Below are 20905 nucleotides of genomic sequence, written 5' to 3'. Positions count from 1 at the left end.
TGCTTCTGCCCATCATCTCCGGTAGCCTGGTGCGCCGGTTAATTTTTTTACTTTTGGCGGCTTATGAATTTTCAAGACATCATCTTTGCCCTGGGCGATTACTGGGCGAAAAAGGGTTGCGCCATCCAGCAGCCTTACGACATGGAAGTCGGGGCCGGAACCTTCCACCCCGCTACTCTGCTGCGGGCCTTGGGGCCGGAACCGTGGAGCACCGCCTATGTGCAGCCCTCCCGGCGGCCCACCGATGGTCGCTATGGGGAAAATCCCAACCGGCTGCAGCATTACTACCAGTACCAGGTGATCATCAAGCCTTCGCCGCCGAATATTCAGGAGATGTATATTGAAAGCCTGACCCGCTTCGGGCTTGACCCCCTGGAGCACGATATCCGTTTTGTCGAGGATGACTGGGAGTCCCCTACTCTGGGTGCCTCCGGTCTGGGTTGGGAGGTCTGGCTGGACGGCATGGAGATCACCCAGTTTACCTATTTCCAGCAGGCCGGCAGCCTGGAATTGCACCCGGTGACGGTGGAGGTGACTTACGGCCTGGAGCGGATCGCCATGTATCTGCAGGGGGTGGAAAGTGTGTACGATATCTCCTGGAACGGACGATTAAGTTACGGCGATATCTTTTTGCAGGCGGAAAAGGAGTTTTCCGCCTTCAACTTCGAACATGCCAGCGTGCCCAAGCTGCTGGAGTTTTTTGCCGCCTACGAGGCCGAGGCCTTCCGTCTGCTGGATCTCGACTTAACCCTGCCGGCTTACGATTATTGCCTGAAATGCTCCCATACCTTCAACCTGCTGGATGCCCGCAAGGCGATCAGTGTGGCTGAGCGGACCCGCTATATCGGCCGGATTCGCAATATCGCCCGGCGGGTGGCGGAGCAGTACGTGGCCCGGCGGGAGGCCTTGGGATTTCCGTTGCTGGCGGGTAAATAGGGGTTGCATGAACTGCGGGGTTGGGGACAAAAAAATGGCGGAAGTGCATGGGAATCGAACCCACCCACCAGGCTGTTAACCCGGTGCACCGGATTTGAAGTCCGGGAGGGCCACCAGTGCCCTTTCCACTTCCGCAATGGCCGACAGGATAGCTTGTAAGTTGCCACTAGACAACGTTTTTCCTGCTCGGTAATGGAAAATTTAATTTTTGGAAGTCATCACAAGATCAGCAAGGAGTCCGTTCCGATATGGAATGCCAGCGTTTACAGAAACTTGTCAAAAACTGGTACCTGCAAGTGCAGAGTGAGGCCATGGCCCCGGCCCGGATGGTGGCCTTTATGGAGAACCATTTACTGGAGTGTGAAGCCTGCCTGGCCGACGATAAAGTGCGGGAAGAGGTTGAGCGGATCAAGGCCATGATTTTACCGCCCCCCAAGGCTGGCAAAACTCCCGGAGAGGAGGACTCCGAGGAGGAGACCGAAACCGGTGAGCCGGAAGATGAAGAGGATGAAGACGAAGAAGATGATGATGATGAAGAAGACGACGAAATATAAGCAGCATTAAGAACAAATCAGCAAAGGAAGGAGAGTAATGTCAGTACTGCTTTGTGGCTCTTACGCCTACGATACCATCATGGTTTTTCCCGACCGGTTCAAGAATCATATTATTCCGGATAAAGTGCATATTTTGAATGTATCTTTTTTGGTTCCCCAAATGCGGCGGGAATTCGGGGGCTGTGCCGGTAATATCGCCTACAACCTGCAACTGCTGGGGGGTAACCCCCTGCCCATGGCCACCGTTGGTACGGACTTTGGGCCCTATGCCGACTGGATGGACCGGTACGGGATCAGCCGGCGGCACATCAAGGAAGTCGAAGACACCTATACCGGTCAGGCCTTTATCACCACCGATATGGATGACAACCAGATCACCGCCTTTCACCCCGGCGCCATGGCTCACTCCCATCAACTGAAGGTCCAGGAGGCCGAAGGGGTGACCATTGGCATCGTTTCCCCCGATGGCCGAGACGGGATGATTCAGCATGCCGAGCAGTTTGCCGCCGCCGGCATCCCCTTTATCTTCGATCCCGGCCAGGGCATGCCGATGTTTGACGGCAATGACTTGAACCGCTTTATCGAGCAGGCTACCTACGCTACGCTCAACGACTACGAGGCCCAACTGCTGTGTGAGCGAACCGGAAAAACCCTGGAAGACCTGGCCGGCCGGCTGCAGGCCCTGATCGTTACCCTGGGCGGTGAAGGTTCCAGGATTTACACCGACGGCAAGTGCATCGATATTCCGCCGGCCAAAATCGGCGAGGCCAAGGACCCCACCGGTTGCGGCGACGCCTACCGGGCCGGGTTGCTGTACGGGCTGGAGAAGGGTCTGGACTGGGAGACCACCGGCAGGATCGCCGCCCTGTGCGGGGCGATCAAAATTGAACATTACGGTACCCAGAACCATCATTTTACCATGGATGAGTTCAAGGCCCGCTACCAGGAGAGCTTTGGCTCGACCTTTTAAGCTTTACCCCTGGGTTACACAAAAAAAGCTCCCTACGTCGCTTGCGCGACGCGGGAGCTTTTTTTATGCCAGCAAGACGCCCTGCTGCGGCGCCTTGCGTTTTAACCTGGTGGCGATGCAGGCCACCAAACTGCATAGCGGTTTTGTCGTCTAATCAAGATTTTGGCTCTTCGTAGAGTCTTGAGTTGCCCCCGGAGTTGCCCCCAGGTTAATGATGGTGGAGGGGTAAAGATTAAAGTGTTTTTGGCGGACCTTAATCCTGTTGATGCGTTTTGTATCTTAATATAAAACAGCGGGTACGGCGGGTACAGTGGGTACAGGGCGTAAAATCAACAAGTTATTTGTCCCCGCTATTGGGTACACAATGGGTACAGCGGGTACAGCCGCAAAAACAGATAGATAGTGGTTTGTGTTAATGATCACCCTAATGGAGCCACCCATGATCAGCTAATGGAGCCACCCTCAAGTGGCCATTTTGGGGCTCCGGACGGTTTTTAATTTTTGCCTTTTTTGCTGTTTTCGGCAACCTCGTTTTTGGGGTATTTGGGCAGCGGCCTGGCCGCTCGGAAGCTTTTGCCGTCCAGGAGCAGTGAGTAAGCGCCGTGGCGGATGCGGTCGATGGTGGCCGAGCCCAGCAGTTTATTGGGGAAGGCGTCACCCCACTCGTTGAGATCCAGGTTGCTGGTGATGATGGTGGAACGGCGCTCGTAACGTTCTCCAACCAGGTCATGGATATCCTCATCCTGGGGGGTGCGCAGTGGTTTGAGGCCGAAGTCGTCGATGATCAGCAGATCGACCTTGGCCAGGGCGTTAAGCCGCCGTTCGTAGGCGTTGGTGGCGCGGGCGGCGTGTAGTTGGCCCAGCATCTTGGTCTGGGTCGTGAAGAGCACATCGTAGCCCATTCTGACCGCGCAGTGGCCGATGGCCTGGGCGATATGGCTCTTGCCGGTGCCGCAGGGGCCGACCACCAGCAGGTTGGCGCCCTCTTCCAGGAAGCGGCAGGTGGCCAGGTCCATGATCAGGGCGCGGTTGATGTTGGGGTTGAAGGAGAAGTCGAACTCCTCCAGGGTTTTGTGGTTACGGAAGTTGGCCCGGCGGACACGCATGGCGAACTTGCGCTGGGAACGGCGGGCGACTTCGTCCTGGACCAGCATGGCCAGGAAGTCGGTGTAGGCCAGCTTTTCCTCGATGGCCTGGCGGTTTCTGGCTTCCAGGGAATCAAGGATGCCGGAGAGTCGCAACTGTTTGAGCATGGGGATCAGTTCGGGCATGGGATTCATTGAGGTTCCTCCTTATCAGTGAAAAAGTTGTTGGCGCTGGAAGCGGCCCTGGCCCCGGTAGGCCATGCCGGCCGCCACCGGTTCCGTTTCCGGGGGCTGTTGGTCAAGCCCCTTGCCGAGGATGGTTTTGACCGTGATGTATTGGGGGCTGTCGTAGATCAGCGCTCGGTGACAGGCGGCCTCCAGCCGCTCCGGGCCGTATTTGCCGGCCAACCGGAGCACCCCTTGGGCCGCCCGGAGATGATCAACCACCCGGTGACTCAACAGCCGGTGGATCAGGCGGTGGCAGTGGGGGCCGATCTCACCGGCCTGCTTGAGACACCACTGGGGATCGCGCATCAGGTAGGCGACGGCGTCCGGCGGCAGATGATCGATACAGGTGGCCTTCTGGCCGGGACGGCCACAGCGGGGATGGATCGCCACCTGTTGATGCTGGTGGTAGATCTTGACGGTGTTTTCGGTCGCCTTGACCCACAGCTTCTTGTGCACCAGCTTGAAGGGAGCGGAGTAGTAAGCTTTGTCGAACTGGAGATGGCAGTTGCCGTGCAGCTTGTGCTCGGCCCAGACCGCCAACTCCGGGGCCACGGCGGGCAAAGGTTTAAGGAAGGCCTTCTCCGCCTCGGCGAACATGACCAACGGCTTTTGCTTGGTGGTGCCGTGGCTCCGGTTGCCGGCCGTTGCCAGCACCCACTCCTTAAGCTGGCGATTGGCATCGACCAGACTGCGGAACGTACGCAAGGGCAGGAAGTTGTTTTTGACGTATTTGACCCCGGACTCCACCCGCCCCTTCATCTGGGGAGGGTCATGACGAACACCCAGGTGGAAAACGGCTTGCCGGTCTGGGGATCAAGCAGCTTGGGGCCGGAACCGAAATCCACCTGGGCCGCTTCGCCGGGATCAAAGTCCAGCATTACCGTGGCTTGGGGGTTATCCCCCTTGAGGTCCTGGAGAAAACGTCTGACCGAGGAGTAACTACCGGTAAAGCCGTGTTCGCGCACCAGGGTCTGGTGCATGGCGGTGCCGTTGATCCCGGCCGCCTGCCAGGTCTTGAGCTGCTCCTGGTACGGCAGCAGCAGCGGCACCGCCGATTCACCCGGAGCCGGCAGCTTGATTACTTTGGCCAGCTCGGCATCATCCGGCAACTCCCGGGCGGGATCGAGCCAGCCCTGCTGCTGGGCCAAGGCCCGCAACTGCGCGGCCTTGCGACGGCCCATCAGCTTGGCCTTGGCGATCTGACGGTCGGACTGGCCCAACCGCATTTGGGTAAGAATTTGACGGTATTGAAACATCTCGAACCTCCTATTGGCCATCGGCTATCCCTCCTGAAAATGGATTTTTTCAGGAAGATATAGCCGATCCGCAGAAAGTCCGGGACCCGTTTATGAACTCAAGGGAAGGGGTGGCGCCATTAACTGATCCGCAAGTGGCTCCATTAGCTGATCACGCCATGGCTCCATTAAGCTGATCCTTAACTGGCTCCATTAGCTGATCACGAAGTGGCTCCATATGGGTGATCATTAACAGTTTGTGCAAAAGGTGGCTGGGCAGGTGCGGGGCTTCGGGTTGCCTGTTGGCGTTACACTGTAACGACGGCGCGCAAAATAAAAGCCGGCCGCTGCTCCTGGAGCAGTGCGGCCGGCCTGGTGGTTAATACTGCTGGCTGGCGGGGTTAAGCCTGGGGATCTTCCCCTTGGTCAATGGTGGTCAGGCGCTTGATCCAGTTGCCCACCGTGCCCCGGCTCCGGCCCATCAGCTTGGCGATCTCGCCAGGGCCGCAGCCGAAGGCCAGCAGCAAGGCAAGCATCGTGATCTCGGCGGGCTTCAGGTGCAAGCCGCCCAGGGCGGTGCCGCCGGTAATTGAAACAGGGTTTCGGCAGTTGCGGCACTTACCCCGCTTACCTTCCTTCCAAGAATCCGCTACACTATCAGGCAAGGAAAAACCGCAGTATTGACAGGTCGTTTTTGAGATCATTTTGTGAACGTTTTGCTTGTTCAAAAAATGATCAACGACAAACCCCGGATCAAACATCGCGGGTGTGATTTTCTCGGCAATGCCTGATAATAGCCCCGCTCTCGCTGGTTCATATTTTGTGCAACCTGCTGTTTTTGCGCGATTCATGTAGGATTCTCCCCGCATTACATTATTTCAGTGCATAAGTAAATTCTAAATTTAGCCGAGAATCGGGCCTCCCCGACGCGTATGGCAGCAGACCCCCGGAAGGACCCGCTGACTTTTTGTGGTACATGGGGCCGGTTTGTTTGTGGCATCTGGCGCAATGTGGTTTTGCTCCTGTGTAATGGTAGGTTTTTGGTGCGACGGCGACGAACGGTCACCCCCTGGCGCCAGAGGTAATTACAGGGGGTGACCGCCTATGCGGGTTTACGGCGGCGCCAGCAGAAAAACGGCCTCGCGTCTCAGTTTATGATCTTTGTCGACTCAAAGGCTCACTTAGCCCTGATTGAAACGCCTGGCACCGTCCCACAGGCCAAACAGCTCTCCCAGAGTGTCGCCGATACTTTTGGTGGCAGTGCGCTCAGTCGTAGCTCAGTCTCCGCTGGCGCTGCCAGTGTTCCTCGATGGCCTGTACCGCTTGGCGGGCCACGTCGCGGCCTGCGTTGCGGATGGCGGCTGAGGGCTCGGTGGCACCGGTGGCGTTGATATTGATGGTGATCGTATTATGCACTGAGGCAGGGGCAGTAGCTGCCCCGCCCGGTCCGGTCAACTCGCCCAGCAGGCGGTTAAGGCCCCGGCCACCGGTTCCGCTGGCGACATCCGGCAAGCGGGGAGCTTGTGGGGTTTCGGCCTGGTAGCGGGCTCGGGCCTGCAAACCTTGGAGCCGGGGCAGATCGGGGGCCTGTGCCTGCCAACGGGCGGCAGCGGCTAGGTCCGGTAAACGAGGAACCTGTGGGGGTTCGACCTGATAGTGGGCCTGCATTGCTGGCACTTGGCTGGCGGCGGCCGGAGCGGCTATAGGGGTTATGGCCAGACCAACGGCCAAGGCGGCGGGGATGGCTTTCTTTGCTTGGCCTATTGTGGCGGCTACCCGGTCGTGGATCTCTTTGCCCTTGATGCCGGCGGCGATGGTCTGCATCAAGGCCGGGCCGCTCTTGCTCAAATTACTCAGGGGGCCGGACTTGGCATCGGAGAATGGTAGCAGATCGCGGGCGTTGGAGACGATGTTACGCACTGCATCAACAGGTGCCCGTGCCCGGGAGACTATACCCCGTACAAGGCTTACCACCAAGGCGGCGCCGGAATCAAACAGACTGAGGTTGTGCAACCAATCACGCACCCGCTGGAATTGTTCTATCAGGTGGCTGATGCCGGGGAGCCGCACAAAAAAGGCGCTCACCTTCTTCCAATTGCGGATCAGCAGGTAGGCGCCGGCGGCCAGGGCCGCGGCGCCGGCTACCGCCATACCGATGGGGTTGGCGGTCATGGCCGCGTTGAGCAGCCACTGGGCGGTGGTCCAGCCTTTGGTGGCAAGAGCTGCCATTCGTTGAGCGCCAGCGTAAGCTATAGCCCCGGCCGCCTTGGCTTTATTAAGTGCGATAGTTGTAAGGGAGGCGGCGTGCAGCTTACGGGTGGCGGCTATTACCCATCGGATACCACTAACGACCATGACAAGTGAGTGGATGGTCTTGACTATTCCAATTATCAACTTGGCGGAAAAGGCTAAGGCCAGAATGTAGGCCAAGCGGTGGACGCCACCGATGGCGTTGGTTATGCCGATGGCAAAACCGGCCACCCGACTGGTGGCGGTATAAATATTCCGGCTGATCTCCATAAGTTTGGGAATTGCGCTGGATACTTTTTGGGCGAAGATATCTGCAAATCGCTGGAATTTTTCCGTGTTGTCCTCAAAATAGCTGCTCATTTTCTCCATGACGTTTGTAACTACCGGCATCAGGCGGGCACCAAACATGTGGCGCACACCTGATGCCGTCTTGGTGACCTTTTGTAGGGAGTCCATGAAGCTGACGGCGTCTTTACGGGCTTCTTTGCCCAGTACAGCGCCGGAGCGTCGACCTTCGGCGCGCGTTTCTCGCAAGGCGGCGCTGCCGTCCTTGAGCATGTTTACCATGCCCACACCTTGGCGGCTAAAAAGGTCCATGGCCAGCCTTGCCCGGTCGTTTTCATTTTCAACATGCTTAAAGGCGTCGGCGAGCTCCTCCAACTGTCGTTCCGGTGAGAGTTGGTTCAGCCATTGGGCAGATATTCCCATTTCTTCAAGGGCGTTGCGGGCTTCACCGCTACCGGCGGCGGCTTGACTGACGCGTCTGGTCATGGCGGTCAGTGAACTGTCCAGTTTGTCTGCCGAGACACCGGCCAATCCACCAGCGTAACTCAGTTCCATATATGCCTCGGCGTTCATGCCCAAGGCGGTGGAGGTCTTGGCGGCATGATCGCCAAATTTGGCGGTGGAGTAGGCCAGGCCGAATATGCCGGCGGCTGCAGCGCCGCCCAGAGTGGCCACCCGGCGGCCCAGGCGCATGGCCTCGGCACCGGTCTGTTGCAGGTTACGCTGCAGGCCGCTGCCGGCGATGCGCTGGAAACCCTGCATGCGCATCTGGGTAGCCTGGATCTGGCGCTGCAGTTGCTGGTGTTCGCGAGCCAGGTTGGCGGTGTTGATGCCCGCTCGGCCCAACTCGGCCCGGGAGTCCGCAAGGCGTTGGTTTTTGCTTTGGAGTGACTTCTCCAGCCGGCTTACTCGTTTTTGAGCCTCGCTGAAGCTGCGCCTCAGTTCGGTGCTGGGTTTGGTGGTGGCCTGCATCTCTTGGCCCAGGCGAGAAACCTCAGTGCGGGCCTGCATCAGCTCGACACCGGTGCTGCTTACCTCCCGCTCCAGGTTCTGGAAGGCATCAACACGCCTGGCCTGTTGGTTCATACCACGCAGGCGTTCGTCTAGGCGACTGACGTGACCATTGGCCGAGGTGAAGGCGTTATTGAAGCCCTGGCCTACCTGGCCGGCCAGTTTGAACGCTATTTCGTGTACGCGACTCATCTCTGTTACTCCTATTTTCTGGTTTATTAAAGGCGGCCAGCCAGTGGGGTTATACCTGTGTTCGGCCTACCCGAGTAAAAAATTCTGCACCAGGGTGGTTACATGGGCAAAATCGTGGGCGCCTAAAGATTTGATGGCATCCGTTGGCAGTCCAGCGGCATGTCCAGCCACAATGGCCAGGTATTCTTGGCTAGTTACCGCCACCGGCGAATAGTTGCCGGTGGTAGCAAATTCCCGCTCGGCTTTGAGCAAGTCGTGACCGCTGAGGTCGCCCATTTTCAGTTCCAACTCGACTATCTTTTTGCCCTCAAAGTCGATGGGTTTTGTCAGTTTGACTTGTTCCACGTAGCGGGGGGTGGTGTCGATTGCGGGGGTGTATTTGCTCTCGGGGTTGTTGGTCATGTTGGTTGCTCCAGGTCATGGTTGTAGGATGGGCCGTGGCCGATTGTGAAACTGGTCACGGTGGTGTGTTATTCGGTGCTATTTTTTCCGTTCAGGGCAGGAGCGGCAACCACTACCCCGTTCTCTCTGTTTTACTGGTGTTTTGGCGCAACGCTCGACGTTCTTCCCGTTCTCGGCGCATTAACGCTTTGGCGCGGGCCTTGGCTGCTGCAACCGCCCGGTCGGGGTCGATCCGGGCCAGGTTGATCAATGCCTGGTCCTCTTCCGTGCCAACCGGCGGGGCAGGCAACAGGTCCCGGCCGATCAATTGGATCAAGTGATCAAGTTTTTTGTCGATTTTTTCCAAAAGCTCTCGATCGGTACACATTTGCAATTACCTCCTAACCGTCCAATGACCACAGGCTCCAGTCCTGGGGAAGGTGGTTTGGTCTTTCGCCATGCTCCAAAATTTCGGCATCCAGGTCCAGAACCGGGCGGCCGCCGGCGGCGGACAGGGCGTCGTCAAATTCGGCTTCGGAAAGGTCGCGGGGATCCTCAACGTCCGGCAAAACCTCGGCCGCATCGTTGCGGGCAAGGTCGATCCATTGGTGGTGGTCGCCATCCAGGAAGGCGGCCAGGGCTTCATCCTGGCGGTCGCCCTCGAGCAGCACGGCAACGGGGCTGGTGGGGTGGCAAACGGCAAGATATCTCATGCATATTTCTCCTGGTGGTGGTTGATAAAAAAACCCGGTGTTTTGCCGCCCCACCAAACCGGTAACGCGGGGGGATACAACCTTGCTGTTGGCAGGCAGTACCAATAACAAGGCACGGCGGCCTGATGGTTCTTTACCCTGGCAAATCAGGTAACCCAGGGTGCTTGGCCGGAAATCCGGAACCGGCCAAGCGATTCGCTTTGTTCGGCGACCTCTCGGCCGCCGTGATTCGTTACGCTGTAACGGCCCGGCCGTGCTTTATGCCGCCGCGGCGGCCGGGTGATCGTCGCCGACTTTTATTTGGCCGCCGGCACAGGCGCAACCTGCCGCCGGCCGGGGCTGCACCACTTCACCGCCCAGGGTGGTGATCAGGCCCTTGAGCACTTCGCTATCCGGGGCTTCTATGGTTTTCTCCAGCCGCTCTTGGCGGCGGTGGCAGTCGTTTATCCGGACCTCAAGGGGGCGGGTTTCATTTTCAGGATTGCGGAGTTGGTCCACCTTCTCCTGCAAGACCTGTTTCCACTCGAGGCTTAACACCAAGTCCGAAAAATCCAGGCGGGTTTCCAGCGGGATTGAAAGCATACGATCCCGGCCATTGGAAAACATCGGCGTCAGTTCAATTTTTTCACGCTGAACCAGGGCTTCGGCCAGCAGGCTCAATATCTTGTCTTTTTCGGCGTCGATGGCCTTGCGGGTATTTTCGATTTCATGGCTGCTGGCCTCGATATCTTCCGCCGCCTCCTGGCGCACACGCTCGGGGATGGCCTTTTCCAGATCCAGCAAGCGGCGGTCGTAAACCTCCAGGTCCAGGTCTGCCTGCTCTTTTTGTTCGCGGGTCTGCTTTTCTTTGGTCTTTACGTTTCCGCCGGCCAGGGTCTGCTGACGAAGGTTGACCAGCTCGCGGTGGATTGCGACTTGGTCGCGCAGGACCTCGGCGCGACGCCGAGAAACCTCAAGGTAGTTTCGGCCCATTTCTTCAGCCGTGGCCTGGTCCAAGCCAAAGAAAAGGTTTGCGGTGGTACTGGTTTCGCTTTGGTTATTCATGGTGGTCTGCCTCTTTCGTGGGTTTTGGGTTTATAGTTGCGGCCCGCGTGTTGCCCGGGCCGATGGGCGACTACTGGACAGGCTGACATTCGCCTGCCGTAGTGGCTGCTTCTCCTTCCTTGTGTTCGGGCTGCTGCTCTGCAGTCGCAGAAGCGGCCCTTTCGGCGGCATACTGGCTGGCGCGGCGAGCGGCATCTTGCAGCAAGTAGTTAACGCCGGGGTTCGATATGTAAGTTGATGAGGTGCCGGACCTGATAGGGTTGCTATCGCCCAGGGCGGCCTTGTAGTCCAATAAGGTTTCCCGCGCCCCGTCAACATCGAAACCGCGGTACTCGATCAGGGCGCCCAGGACTTCCGGGTGACCGGCAAGCATGCAAAGGTTGTTAATGTCGCCAAGCGTGGCAGCAGCTTCTTGCAGGGCCTCGGTGCGGCCTGCCGTTTTGGCTTGCTCCAGGGCGGCTGGGTCAACCTGACCGGCGACACCACCGGCGGGAATGCCTTGGTGGTTGCCGGTGTTAAGGCTTTGACCGTGGCCACCATCGGGGTTGCGCGTTTGCCCGGCGGTGGCGGCGGCCAAGCCAACGCGGGCCAGTAGCCCTTTGGCATATCCGACCATGCTGGTGGCGGTGGCGTTGAGGGGGTGGGTGGCGTGTTTCATGGCGGTGGTCCTCACAGGTTAAGGGGTCGCTTTAGTAGCGGGGTTTCGCCGGGGCCTCGATCACAAGACGCGGCCGGCGGTGTTAATCAAGCTTGTCGGCGGGGTTGATCCCCCGGCGGACCAAGCATTCTTCCAGGCTGTCGCGGGTGATCCTGATCCCCCGTTTGCCCAGGCGGATGGCTTGCAGCTGGCCTTCCTCGATCAGCTTGTAAATGTAGCTGACGTGGACATCCAGGGCCTGGGCGGCGGTGCGGACGTAAACCAACTCAGGGAATCGCTCTTCTTCCATTGCGTGACCTCCTGTTGCCCCGCCAAGTCGGTGGGCGACCGGGCGGGCGGTTTGGGTTGGTGTTGAGTCGCCTTGCTGGTCGGCCTGTCTTCTCTTTTCGTAGTTGCGACACAGGCGCCGGCCGATGGGGCGGGTGGTGGTTATGTTGGGGGTTGGTGCGTCGGTTTTCCCCCACCTGGTTTGCTCCCCGGCGGCATGGTCGAAGCCCTCGACCACCTTGCACAGGGAATATTTCGACGGCCCGGCAAGGTGGTAAACGCCGGAATAAGCAGAAGCGATGAACCGCTGGGTGGTCATTTGGGCGACCCTCCTGATGGTTTCACGCCAGGGCAGCGGGCAGCCGGCCAGGCGGTTTGGGTTGTTTTGCGGCCAAGGGCGCGGTGAAGAGTGAAAACCACCGCGCCTGACTCTGCCAGGGCGGGCAGCACTCCCGGCGCAGCCCACAAGGACAACCAGGCCAGGCCCCGCCGGGCGCGGTTGCGGCGGAACAGCTCGGGGCGGGTCCAGCCTCCGGCCTGGAGCTGGGGCAGCCGGGGACGCAACCAGGCGAAACCGGCCCGGAAAGCCGCCTGCTCGTTAACACTGGGCGGCAAGAACAACCGACCAAGGCGGCGGTGCGCGGCCAACAGGCCCGGCCCGTGCCCTGACCCCAGGCCCTGGGCAGCCGGAATATCATCCGGTTGCATGCAGTTTTCCGCCATGGCGGCAGGTGGGGCGCCGTTCGTCGGCGGTTGCAGTTCATCGGTGGGCATGATCGGTGCCGTGGGGGTGCCGCCGCTTACACTTTGTGGCCGCCGGGCGGCCAAGTCTCGCAGGCTGATCAAGTTTCACCTCCGGGCTCGGGGTTGTCAGTCCACATCTTGCCGCTGAACACATACACTCGGGCCGGGCCCACGCCAGGTAAGCGGATTTTCTGGTTGGGGCGGCCATCGGTACCGGGCACAAGCCAGCCGTGGGCCAGCAAGATACGGGTGGCGGCTTTGGGGTCGAAACCCTCGATCATTTCATTCCGGTAAACGGTCGGGAAAACCATGAATTGGCGGACGCCATCGACGTCGTAATCATAAAAACCGGCGCGGCCGATCACTTTTTGTTCGCCGGTCTCCGAGCTGGCATACTCAAACCGGGCCGAACCATGCAGCTCCAGGAAGTTTTTGACCTGGTTCAGCAGGTTGGCGGTTTCCTTGTCGCCGGTGCCACCGTGCCGCTCAAGCCAAACCCCGAAACAGGTGCGGGCGGCGGCCAGGGCCTCGCCGGGCTCCCAGCCGGTCAGGCCGTACTTACTGGCCAACTCTCCGGCACAGGCAAACAGACCAAAGCGGCGGGCTACCCGGTATATCTGCCCCGATGAACCGGCAGGAACCTCCAGGCGGCAAAATTCGTCGATCTCTCGTTTCAGTACCCCTGCCAGTTTCAGGCGGTCCCGCACCACCAGTTCCAACCAGCGCAACCCTACGGCGCCATGATTGACGGCGGCGGCATCCTTGATCTGTAAGGCAAAGGCGGCCGGGTTTTCCGCCGCGTGAATTGTCTCGAACAGCCCCATGCCCTGGCCGGCGTCGGCGGGAACGCAGGCCAGGCGAATATCCAGCCCGGCGGCTGGGCGCATCCCGGCTTTGGCGATTACTTGCGCCGGGGTATATTCGCCGGTGGATAAGGCCAGTGTGTACCAGGTTTGCTGGGGCCGAGCGGTGCCGCTCTTGGTGCTACGGGATTTACCCCGACCGTTAAACAGGGTGTAGATAAGGGCTGCCAGCTTGCGGGTGTCGGCTTCGCCGATCTCTTCAATGAATTGGGGAAAATCGCTGCGCATGGCCAACTGGCCTTCGAGGCCGGCGTCGGTGCCACGCCAGGACAGTAGATATCCCTCGGGGCCAAAAACGGAAGCCCCGGTCAAGGCGGCGGTGCTCTTGCCGGTCGAACTGCCGCCATATAGGTGGATACCGCCTAGGGCCTCGCCTGCGACTCTCAACAAGGGTGAAGCAAAAGCCAAGCTGATGCTCAGCACCAGGCGGCTATTGCCGGCGGCCAGGGCGGCGACGGACTGTTTCCAGCTTTTCACCGTGCCGGCGGATGCGCACCCATGGCTGGTATCCGCCATTTGGAGAACCAGCTTTTCGGTGGTGGTAGCGCCCGGGCTGATGGACCTGGCCGGGTGCAAAAACATGCTACCCCGCCAGCCAAGCTGATTGACACAGAGGTAGCGGTTTTTTGAAGGGTGACACGACAAGTAAGCCAGCAGCAGGTCACGGCTTTTGCCGATGGTAATTTTCAGGCCGTGGTCGGCCAGCAGTTGCCGGACGGCGGTGCCCCGGTCATTCTGCAGCAGCTCTTGTGGTACAGCGACCTGGTGATGAACCCTGTCGGGGTCTCGGATCTCCAGCAAGACGCCCCACTGGGTGTTCTGCTGGCTGCGGGTTTGGCCCAGCACCAGGAACCAGGAGCAGACAAAGACCGGCTGGGTGGGCTGCCCCTCTTTATCCAGGCCGGTATGGTACAGCCCACGCTCCGTCATCCTGAACACACCGCCGGCCCACTCCACGTTTTCTTCCTCGGCGGCGGGGCTGGCGGGGGCGGACGGCTTTTCATGGGTGCCGGCGGATGGGGCGGTAGTGGTCTCGGGGGCTGGTTTGGATGCCGCCTCGACACACTTTTTCACAGCCTCGAGGCCGGCGACGGCGGCCAGGTCATTAAAGTCCGTTACCTTTTCCGGGCGCTCCGGGCCGAAGTCAGGCACGGCCAGTAGGCCATCAGCCGCCAGGGCGGCTTTGGTTGCGGCGGATGTGCCGGGGTTCCCGATGGTGGCCGCGTCGTCGTCGGCCGCCAGGATCAGGCGGGCAGCCGGAAACTTTTTGCGCATCGCCCTGGCTACCGGTGTTAGGTTGCCGGTGTTGAAGGCCACCACGACCGGGTAGCCGGTAGCCTCATGGAGGCTGGCCCCGGTGGCGAAACCCTCGCAGGTCAACAGGGTGCCGCCATCGGCCGGGCGGCCGCCCAGGGAGAAGTAGCAGCCGGTGATCTGGCCACCGGGATGAAAACGTTTTTCGCCGGTGGCAGAAATTCTTTGCAGGGATCTGATGTGCCCGGCGGCGTTGCGCAGCGGAACCAGCAGTGAGCCATCACCGCCCTGGCGAAGGCCGTGGGGCGCAACGCCTTTTTTTACCAAGTAGGGGTGCTTCGGGGCGGCCGGCTTGGCCTTTTTCCAGGTGGAGGCCGCTTTTTTGGCGGCGGCATCTTGGGCGGCCTGCCGTTCTGCTTTGGCCTTGGCTTGGGCCTCGGCTACCTCCCGCCGAAAAGCGGCACGGTCGGCGGCGGACAAGGGTTGATCGCGGTGGGCCTGCCAGGTTTCGGACAGGCCGCTGGCATAATCACCAAAGGCACCGCCCCGGCCATCGGCGAACAACTTGCACCACCCTGACTTGTTGCCGGGGCGCTTACCTGGTCCGGGAAACCGACAAAAACGGCCCGGTGCTAGATCGGCTGGTGGGGTCAGGCCGGCCGCGGCCATGGCCGCCCGGAAATCTTCGAGGTGGTCGGTCATTCCGGGGTCCTTTTATTTTTGTTCGGGGGCTCGGGTGACGACTCATCGTCATAGAACTCGACGGTTAATTCTTTAGAGGTGTCAAACCGCGAAAATAAATCCTCGCTAAACCGAAGCAAGGCGGCGGCCAAGCGGTCGGTACGGGACGAATCGCCATGGGCCAGGGCCACCAATTCGGCGGCGCCGCCCTGGGCCAGGTGGGTGGCATCTGCCTTTAGGCTGGCGGCGCGGTCCGCCAACATCGTTTCGACTTCGTCGCGGAGCAGATAGTGGCCTTGCTCGACCGCCAGCCTGAACTCTTCTCGTTCGCGGCGAATGCGTTTTAGGTCCGTGTCGACTAACATTTTTTCGCGGGCCAGGGCGGCCGTTTGTTCTTCGTCGACTGTTTTGCCGCAGGAGATTTTCCGCAAGAAGGTGCGGGCGTAGACCGCGACTCGGCGGGGCGTAAACATACCGGTCGCCGGGTCGCGGGTGAGCTTGCCTTCGCGGACGTGGTTGTATAGCAAGGTTTGCCCAACTTTCCAGCCACTGGCCACAAGCCACCGATGAACATCGATGACTTGGCGGGTGGGTTGTAAGCTTTCGGTTGTCATGTGGTTATCTCTGCTGGTTACTGGCGGCCAGGGTTTCAGTTTTGATTTTGGCGCTGGCGGACATGGTCTTGTGGTGTGCTCGAGCCAAGGCGTGCCCCTCGGCCAATCCGGCAAAGAATGCGTCTGCCTGGGCGGTGCCGGCTTGGTGCGGGGTGGCGATTGTCGTGGCCTCACCAAAACGAAATCGCAGGGCGGCCAGAACACCGGCACGGTATTCCGGGCTGCGCGGGTCGCGGGGGGTGCCAAAAGTTTTCTGAAAAATTTCTTGGGATTTCATGTTTTGCCATCCTTTTGGTTTCAGGGTGGTGTCACCGCGTAAAGTAGGGCCTGGCTTCGGTAAGGTATTTTTGGACAAACTCATCGAACGATGGAATCCTGCGCAAGACCTCATAAGCAGCAACGGCGTCCGTGTCGTTGCTGCGGCGAACTTCGCCCAGCCAGGCAACCATCAAGGCAAGCGTGGGGCAGGTAACATCACGGGTGGGGTTGGAGATTTCGGCGTCCGACCTGTTGGCCATAATCCTTCTCAGGATTTGGAGGTTGGTTGGCGGCTGGCTGTTTTGTGTTGCGGGGGTGTTGGTCGATGTGCGTGCTCCGCCCTCAATAATCCTTAAGTTAGGGGGGCGGCGCGGGGTGGTGGTGTTCATGACTTGCCTCCTTTTGTGGTGGGGTGTTTTTCCGCCCACGCCGAAAAGGCACAAAAAATGGGCGGAACCGTGCGGGTTGACAGGCTGGACCGAAGGAACCAGCAGGCTCGAGGCCTCCCACACGGCCCGCCCATACTGGCAAGCCATGTTTGTTTGTGCAGACATAAAAATACCGCCGATGCTGCATAGGTGGCGGTTGTCCGCCTTCGGTGTCGGGCTGTCAATCCCGGTCAGTGCTATTGCAAAGACGTGAATACCGTAACTCGAGCGGGGCGCCCGGGTCAAGATTTTTTTTGGGGTGGCAGCGATCATCGCGGAGCCACACGGGTTCGAGCTAGTTTTGCGGCCAGGGCCTCAAGGTCGGCGGTTGTAATGGAGGGATCCCAGCCGGCGCGGTAGTAGACGCCCTTTTTCCCCTGTTGGGTTTGGACCTCGGGGAAGTCCCGAATAGCTTCGCTTTCCAGGTCGCCGCGTAATTTGTCCAATTCGGCGACGGCCTTCCCTGCCCGACCAACAAAGGGCAGGGAAACCGGGTAAGCACTGGTGATGATCCTACTAATCGCCAGGAGTCCGTCTCGGTATTCTTGAAGGTGGCGGGCCACCAGATCATGTTGCTCCAGGGTCAGGCGGGGCTTGCGGCGTGATTTCATTGCCCCACCTCTTTGCCCTGGCGGGCGGCCATACGTGATTCAATCCAGGCGTCGATTTCGTGCGAAACGAACGCTGTCTGCGATCTCTTGCCGGTGCCGAGTTTCACGGGCTGGGGGAACTCGCCCTTCTTCAGGAGATCGTATAGCGAACTCCGTGGGATGCCTGTGCGCGCACAGACTTCGCGGACGCGCTCCAGTTGGAGAGGTGCGGGGGGCTGATTGTTTACGCCCGCCTGGGTGGTGTGCCGGGGGGTAAGGTGTGTGGCTTGGTCCATCAGGTGCATCCTCGTGGTTTTGCGATCGACACTGTGTCGATCGCGTACGGGTATGCCCCATGGAAACAGATGTTTTTAACCCCTGCATTGCAATTGCAACGGTGGGGAACTATTGCAATGCAGGGGTGGGGTTATTCTTCCAGCGAATCTTTTGCGAGTTTGAAGCGGTCGGCGAGTGTACGAGGGCTGCAACCATAAAACCCTCGGTATTTTTTGCCTATATATTTTCTGATTTCTGTTTCTGTTCCGTTACAAAATCGGCGTTTGTTGTCTGGTAGCTCTCTGTCCAGCTCCTTAATTGTTTCCAGCAGGGCGCCAATGATGTGCAGATCGCTATTTTCTGATCTGGGGTCGAGTTGTTTTTGGGTGGAGGTGGTGGCGATCTGGTGGCCGAAGTCTGCCCGGAACCGGTTGAACTCATCCTCAAAAACCAAGAGAGCGGCCGGTTTGAGCAGCAAGCTTTTTCTTTTCCACTGGGGACCTGCTTTTCCGCCGAGGGGCGGAGCCTGGACCCAAGAGATGACGCAATATAATTCTCCCTCATAAGGGAATACGGGCTGCTGATTGCTGATACTGGCAAATTCTTCGACGTGAGCTTCTCCATGCAGGGCCAGTAATTGTAGATCTCTGGGTAAAACATTTACCCAGGGGGAATGTTTTGAGGAAGGAGGAGTCATGGCCTTGCCGATGTTGGTCGCAATTTTGAGTAAACCTTGCGCCCCCCACTCCAGTACCGCGGCTTCTTCAGCCTCAAAGAATTTGGCTACCTCGCTAATTCGCCGAAAATCAGACATCTTGCAACCTCCCTTGGGCTGCCCCTGTGAAAAAATATCGGACCGGCGGGCCGCCAGGGAAGCGGCTTTTCGGGGGGCCATCCTAGCCGGTCCGAAGCTGAAATTTATTTCATTATGCCAAGGTGTTTGAGGATATGGCGGGCAACGTGCTCGTCAACCTCTTTGTGCCGGGGCACCGGTTGTTTCTGGCCGGTGGCCGGGTTGATGTAAATATCGTGCCGGCCGCCGTGGCGCAGAAGACGGCAGCCGGCTTGCTCCAGTTGGCGGATCAGGTCGGTCCGTTTCACACGGCAAGCTCTTTCACCTGGTGGTCTTCGGGGACATCCTCGAGGACCATCATCCGGTAAGCGTCGCGCAGGTTTTCTTCCAGATCTTCCAGGGTTTCGCCCTGGGTCATGATCTCGGGGTACTCCAGGAGCTTGCCCAACCAGAAATGTTCCCCGCGCCAGTAGATCATCGTCAGCTTTGTCATGGTCTTTACTCCTCTTGGTTACGTGTAATCCGGTTCTTGCAGGAGATGTTTCAGTGTACCGCGCCATGGCGCAAAGTCAAGAGCCGGTGATGGCGGCGGTGGCTGCGGCGGCAGCGTGTATATTAACTTGTTGTTTTATCGCGTGTACCCACTGTACCCATTGTGTACCCATTGGCGGGGACAAATAACTTGTTGATTTTGCGGCCTGTACCCACTGTACCCGCCGTACCCGCTATTTTTGGTTAAGATGCAAAAAACAAAAAATGAAAATCGGTCGAAAACAGGCAGCAGCGGGGAAAGGCGCCAGGAAGAAAAAACGGAAAAATAGATGAAGGTTATATTATTGTATTATCTATATTATATATAATATATAATATTATAGTTTGATAGGTTTGCCCCTTCTTATATTTTCTGCATCTTTGTCTTTTCTCACCCTGCCAACCTGTTTATCGGCACCACCTTTTCCGCCTTACCGGCTTTGAGCTGGCCCAGGTAATCAGCCCAGCTCTGCATCATCCGCCGGCGCTCTTCCAGGTAATCGGCCTGGTTATAGACCCCACGGATTCGGTTTCGGTCTTTGTGGGCCAGTTGCCGTTCGATGACCAGTGATTGAAAGCCCAGGCCGTGCAACAGGGTGCTGGCCATGTGGCGAAGTCCATGAATGGTCATTTCGTCGCCGGTGTAACCCATGCGCCGTAGCGCGTTGGTCAGCGTGGCGTCGCTTATGGCCCGGTCACGGCTGCGCAGCCCTGGAAAGACCAGGGCGCAACGACCGGTGAGCGGGCGAAGCTCTTCTTCCAGGATTTTTACCGCCTGGGTGGCCAGGGGCACGATATGCCCTACCTGGCCCTGGCGGGCTCGTTTTTCATCCTGGCGCATCTTCATGCGCTCCACCGGAATTTTCCACTCCCGGTTCACCAGGTCGAATTCATCCCACCTGGCGTTGCGCAGCTCGCCGGAGCGTACAAAAAACAGCGGCGCCAACTGCAAGGCGCAGCGGACCACCTGGGTGCCGGGATATTCGTCTATGGCCTGTAGCAGTCGGCCAACCTCCGCCGGCTCGGTGATCGTCGCCATGTTTTTGGCCGTGGTCTTGCCCAGGCAACCCTTCAGAGCTGATGATGGGTCGTACTCGGCAAACCCCTTTTGCACGGCATAACGGAACACCTGGCCGCAAATGGTCTGTATTCGTCTGGCGGTTTCGGTGTGGCCGCTGTTCTTGATGCGCTCGAGCACGTTCATCAAATCCGGGGCGGTGATGTCGCCAACGGGTCTGTTGCCCAGGTAGGGGAAGACGTGTGCCTCCAAGCGGCGGATTAACCTGGTGCTGTGCGAAGGTGCCCAATCGGTGGAGTTGTTCCGGTGCCAAAGCCTGGCCACTGCCTCGAAGCTGCCGGCCAATGCACCGCTGCCCCTGGTGGATCGGCGCAGGTTGGCCGGGTCTATCCCTTGGGCGATCTGCCGGCGCATCTCGTCGCGCTTCGCCCTGGCCTCTTTCAGCCCCACCCCCGGGTAGGTGCCCAGGGATAATCTTTTCTCCTGGATCTTGCCCTGGCCGGGAAAGCGATACTTGAACCGCCACCACTTGCCCCCACTGGGGGCAACTTCCAGGTACAGACCACCGCCATCGAACAGGCGGCGGGTCTTGTCTTCTGCCTTAACATTACGTACTTGCGCGTCGGTGAGAGTCATTTGGGGGCAACTCCTTGGTTGATGTTGACAGTTGCCCCCAAAGTTGCCCCCAAGTGGCCCCGGCTGTCAACGATTTTCTCGGACCTCTTCGGACAACAAAAAACCCGCTTTCCTTTGCTGGAAGCGGGTTTTCGTATCTTGTCGGACATTGCCGGATTATTTTCTGGTGGCGATGCAGGGACTTGAACCCCGGACACTGCGGATATGAGCCGCATGCTCTAACCAGCTGAGCTACATCGCCTTATGTATTGGGGAAAAGACGCCTCTATATGGTAAATTTTGCCGCCGTTGTCAACCAATTTGTGGCGTGGCGGGGCAAAAGCGGCGCCGTTTGTTGCTGCCCGGGAGGAAGGGCCATAAAAAAAGGAAGAAGGAGAAACTCCTTCTTCCTGATGTTCCAAAATCCGAAA

General features: G+C 59.0%; 23 protein-coding genes, 2 tRNA genes and 1 pseudogene. 3 read left to right on the top strand and 23 right to left on the bottom strand.

Annotation, left to right across the window (positions count from 1 at the left end; genetic code table 11):
* Positions 1-63: 63 nt before the first annotated feature.
* Positions 64-936 (top strand): glycine--tRNA ligase subunit alpha, encoded by an 873-nt coding sequence (glyQ, locus tag DAAHT2_RS10495; protein ID WP_013164256.1) that lies wholly within the window; start codon positions 64-66, stop codon positions 934-936.
* 35 nt (positions 937-971) lie between these two features.
* Here the strand turns inward: glyQ and DAAHT2_RS10490 are convergent.
* A tRNA-Sec gene (locus DAAHT2_RS10490) sits at positions 972-1069 on the bottom strand.
* 115 nt (positions 1070-1184) lie between these two features.
* Here DAAHT2_RS10490 and DAAHT2_RS10485 point away from each other — a divergent pair.
* Both DAAHT2_RS10485 and DAAHT2_RS10480 read left to right on the top strand, forming a co-directional pair.
* Positions 1185-1490 (top strand): hypothetical protein, encoded by a 306-nt coding sequence (locus tag DAAHT2_RS10485; RefSeq protein ID WP_013164255.1) that lies wholly within the window; start codon positions 1185-1187, stop codon positions 1488-1490.
* A 37-nt stretch (positions 1491-1527) separates the two neighbouring features.
* On the top strand, positions 1528-2460 hold the full coding sequence (locus tag DAAHT2_RS10480; protein ID WP_013164254.1) for a carbohydrate kinase family protein: 933 nt from the start codon (positions 1528-1530) through the stop codon (positions 2458-2460).
* 494 nt (positions 2461-2954) lie between these two features.
* Here the strand turns inward: DAAHT2_RS10480 and istB are convergent, their stop codons facing one another.
* From istB to DAAHT2_RS10365, 22 genes and pseudogenes are all read right to left on the bottom strand, one after another.
* A complete protein-coding gene (gene istB / locus DAAHT2_RS10475; RefSeq protein ID WP_013163231.1) occupies positions 2955-3740 on the bottom strand; it encodes an IS21-like element helper ATPase IstB in 786 nt (261 codons plus the stop codon).
* Between the two features lie 15 nt (positions 3741-3755).
* Positions 3756-5029: pseudogene (locus DAAHT2_RS15410) on the bottom strand (Mu transposase domain-containing protein).
* Between the two features lie 380 nt (positions 5030-5409).
* Positions 5410-5859, bottom strand: a complete 450-nt coding sequence (locus DAAHT2_RS10465; RefSeq protein WP_013164253.1) for a helix-turn-helix domain-containing protein — start codon at positions 5857-5859, stop codon at positions 5410-5412.
* 415 nt (positions 5860-6274) lie between these two features.
* Positions 6275-8746 carry a phage tail tape measure protein gene (locus DAAHT2_RS10460; protein ID WP_013164252.1) on the bottom strand — a complete coding sequence of 824 codons (2472 nt, stop codon included), beginning with the start codon at positions 8744-8746 and terminating at the stop codon, positions 6275-6277.
* A 66-nt stretch (positions 8747-8812) separates the two neighbouring features.
* Positions 8813-9148, bottom strand: a complete 336-nt coding sequence (locus tag DAAHT2_RS10455; protein ID WP_013164251.1) for a phage tail assembly protein — start codon at positions 9146-9148, stop codon at positions 8813-8815.
* 112 nt (positions 9149-9260) lie between these two features.
* On the bottom strand, positions 9261-9515 hold the full coding sequence (locus tag DAAHT2_RS10450; RefSeq protein WP_013164250.1) for a hypothetical protein: 255 nt from the start codon (positions 9513-9515) through the stop codon (positions 9261-9263).
* Between the two features lie 13 nt (positions 9516-9528).
* Positions 9529-9840, bottom strand: a complete 312-nt coding sequence (locus DAAHT2_RS10445) for a hypothetical protein (protein WP_013164249.1) — start codon at positions 9838-9840, stop codon at positions 9529-9531.
* A gap of 258 nt (positions 9841-10098) precedes the next feature.
* A complete protein-coding gene (locus DAAHT2_RS10440) occupies positions 10099-10884 on the bottom strand; it encodes a hypothetical protein (protein WP_013164248.1) in 786 nt (261 codons plus the stop codon).
* A 70-nt stretch (positions 10885-10954) separates the two neighbouring features.
* On the bottom strand, positions 10955-11542 hold the full coding sequence (locus DAAHT2_RS14695) for a hypothetical protein (protein ID WP_013164247.1): 588 nt from the start codon (positions 11540-11542) through the stop codon (positions 10955-10957).
* An 82-nt stretch (positions 11543-11624) separates the two neighbouring features.
* Positions 11625-12128: a helix-turn-helix domain-containing protein gene (locus DAAHT2_RS14975; RefSeq protein ID WP_013164246.1), complete on the bottom strand. Its 504-nt coding sequence runs from the start codon at positions 12126-12128 to the stop codon at positions 11625-11627.
* On the bottom strand, positions 12125-12655 hold the full coding sequence (locus DAAHT2_RS10420; RefSeq protein ID WP_013164245.1) for a hypothetical protein: 531 nt from the start codon (positions 12653-12655) through the stop codon (positions 12125-12127). The genes DAAHT2_RS14975 and DAAHT2_RS10420 overlap by 4 nt, the downstream gene beginning before the upstream one ends.
* A complete protein-coding gene (locus DAAHT2_RS10415; protein ID WP_013164244.1) occupies positions 12652-15372 on the bottom strand; it encodes a DUF927 domain-containing protein in 2721 nt (906 codons plus the stop codon). The genes DAAHT2_RS10420 and DAAHT2_RS10415 overlap by 4 nt, the downstream gene beginning before the upstream one ends.
* Positions 15369-15965 (bottom strand): hypothetical protein, encoded by a 597-nt coding sequence (locus DAAHT2_RS10410; protein WP_013164243.1) that lies wholly within the window; start codon positions 15963-15965, stop codon positions 15369-15371. The genes DAAHT2_RS10415 and DAAHT2_RS10410 overlap by 4 nt, the downstream gene beginning before the upstream one ends.
* Positions 15966-15969: 4 nt before the next feature.
* The gene (locus DAAHT2_RS10405) at positions 15970-16242 is read right to left on the bottom strand and encodes a hypothetical protein (protein WP_013164242.1); all 273 of its coding nucleotides are present in this window, start codon (positions 16240-16242) and stop codon (positions 15970-15972) included.
* A 31-nt stretch (positions 16243-16273) separates the two neighbouring features.
* Complete coding sequence (locus DAAHT2_RS14685; RefSeq protein WP_013164241.1) at positions 16274-16612, bottom strand: hypothetical protein; 339 nt, start codon at positions 16610-16612, stop codon at positions 16274-16276.
* Positions 16613-16920: 308 nt separating this feature from the next.
* Entirely contained in the window at positions 16921-17262 is a 342-nt protein-coding gene (locus DAAHT2_RS10395) for a hypothetical protein (protein WP_013164240.1), read from the bottom strand.
* The gene (locus DAAHT2_RS15350; protein WP_013164239.1) at positions 17259-17537 is read right to left on the bottom strand and encodes a helix-turn-helix transcriptional regulator; all 279 of its coding nucleotides are present in this window, start codon (positions 17535-17537) and stop codon (positions 17259-17261) included. Before DAAHT2_RS15350 ends, DAAHT2_RS10395 begins: the two co-directional genes overlap by 4 nt.
* Before the next feature lie 131 nt (positions 17538-17668).
* Positions 17669-18331: a hypothetical protein gene (locus DAAHT2_RS10385; protein ID WP_013164238.1), complete on the bottom strand. Its 663-nt coding sequence runs from the start codon at positions 18329-18331 to the stop codon at positions 17669-17671.
* Positions 18332-18435: 104 nt separating this feature from the next.
* Positions 18436-18618: a type II toxin-antitoxin system HicA family toxin gene (locus DAAHT2_RS10380; RefSeq protein WP_013164237.1), complete on the bottom strand. Its 183-nt coding sequence runs from the start codon at positions 18616-18618 to the stop codon at positions 18436-18438.
* Positions 18615-18803 carry a type II toxin-antitoxin system HicB family antitoxin gene (locus DAAHT2_RS10375; protein WP_013164236.1) on the bottom strand — a complete coding sequence of 63 codons (189 nt, stop codon included), beginning with the start codon at positions 18801-18803 and terminating at the stop codon, positions 18615-18617. Before DAAHT2_RS10375 ends, DAAHT2_RS10380 begins: the two co-directional genes overlap by 4 nt.
* A 429-nt stretch (positions 18804-19232) precedes the next feature.
* Positions 19233-20495: a tyrosine-type recombinase/integrase gene (locus tag DAAHT2_RS10370; protein WP_013164235.1), complete on the bottom strand. Its 1263-nt coding sequence runs from the start codon at positions 20493-20495 to the stop codon at positions 19233-19235.
* Positions 20496-20659: 164 nt separating this feature from the next.
* Positions 20660-20736: transfer RNA gene (locus DAAHT2_RS10365), tRNA-Met, on the bottom strand.
* Between the last annotated feature and the right edge of the window lie 169 nt (positions 20737-20905).

The organism is Desulfurivibrio alkaliphilus AHT 2, assembly GCF_000092205.1.
Taxonomy (GTDB): domain Bacteria; phylum Desulfobacterota; class Desulfobulbia; order Desulfobulbales; family Desulfurivibrionaceae; genus Desulfurivibrio; species Desulfurivibrio alkaliphilus.
Note: the sequence above shows the minus strand (reverse complement) of the source record. Positions and strands in the feature narration are given on the sequence as shown.

Coding starts and splice junctions, on each gene's coding strand:
- glyQ (WP_013164256.1), top strand. CDS start 64: ATGAATTTTCAAGACATCATCTTTGCCCTGGGCGATTACTGGGCGAAA.
- DAAHT2_RS10485 (WP_013164255.1), top strand. CDS start 1,185: ATGGAATGCCAGCGTTTACAGAAACTTGTCAAAAACTGGTACCTGCAA.
- DAAHT2_RS10480 (WP_013164254.1), top strand. CDS start 1,528: ATGTCAGTACTGCTTTGTGGCTCTTACGCCTACGATACCATCATGGTT.
- istB (WP_013163231.1), bottom strand. CDS start 3,740: ATGAATCCCATGCCCGAACTGATCCCCATGCTCAAACAGTTGCGACTC.
- DAAHT2_RS10465 (WP_013164253.1), bottom strand. CDS start 5,859: ATGAATCGCGCAAAAACAGCAGGTTGCACAAAATATGAACCAGCGAGA.
- DAAHT2_RS10460 (WP_013164252.1), bottom strand. CDS start 8,746: ATGAGTCGCGTACACGAAATAGCGTTCAAACTGGCCGGCCAGGTAGGC.
- DAAHT2_RS10455 (WP_013164251.1), bottom strand. CDS start 9,148: ATGACCAACAACCCCGAGAGCAAATACACCCCCGCAATCGACACCACC.
- DAAHT2_RS10450 (WP_013164250.1), bottom strand. CDS start 9,515: ATGTGTACCGATCGAGAGCTTTTGGAAAAAATCGACAAAAAACTTGAT.
- DAAHT2_RS10445 (WP_013164249.1), bottom strand. CDS start 9,840: ATGAGATATCTTGCCGTTTGCCACCCCACCAGCCCCGTTGCCGTGCTG.
- DAAHT2_RS10440 (WP_013164248.1), bottom strand. CDS start 10,884: ATGAATAACCAAAGCGAAACCAGTACCACCGCAAACCTTTTCTTTGGC.
- DAAHT2_RS14695 (WP_013164247.1), bottom strand. CDS start 11,542: ATGAAACACGCCACCCACCCCCTCAACGCCACCGCCACCAGCATGGTC.
- DAAHT2_RS14975 (WP_013164246.1), bottom strand. CDS start 12,128: ATGACCACCCAGCGGTTCATCGCTTCTGCTTATTCCGGCGTTTACCAC.
- DAAHT2_RS10415 (WP_013164244.1), bottom strand. CDS start 15,372: ATGACCGACCACCTCGAAGATTTCCGGGCGGCCATGGCCGCGGCCGGC.
- DAAHT2_RS10410 (WP_013164243.1), bottom strand. CDS start 15,965: ATGACAACCGAAAGCTTACAACCCACCCGCCAAGTCATCGATGTTCAT.
- DAAHT2_RS10405 (WP_013164242.1), bottom strand. CDS start 16,242: ATGAAATCCCAAGAAATTTTTCAGAAAACTTTTGGCACCCCCCGCGAC.
- DAAHT2_RS14685 (WP_013164241.1), bottom strand. CDS start 16,612: ATGAACACCACCACCCCGCGCCGCCCCCCTAACTTAAGGATTATTGAG.
- DAAHT2_RS10395 (WP_013164240.1), bottom strand. CDS start 17,262: ATGAAATCACGCCGCAAGCCCCGCCTGACCCTGGAGCAACATGATCTG.
- DAAHT2_RS15350 (WP_013164239.1), bottom strand. CDS start 17,537: ATGGACCAAGCCACACACCTTACCCCCCGGCACACCACCCAGGCGGGC.
- DAAHT2_RS10385 (WP_013164238.1), bottom strand. CDS start 18,331: ATGTCTGATTTTCGGCGAATTAGCGAGGTAGCCAAATTCTTTGAGGCT.
- DAAHT2_RS10375 (WP_013164236.1), bottom strand. CDS start 18,803: ATGACAAAGCTGACGATGATCTACTGGCGCGGGGAACATTTCTGGTTG.
- DAAHT2_RS10370 (WP_013164235.1), bottom strand. CDS start 20,495: ATGACTCTCACCGACGCGCAAGTACGTAATGTTAAGGCAGAAGACAAG.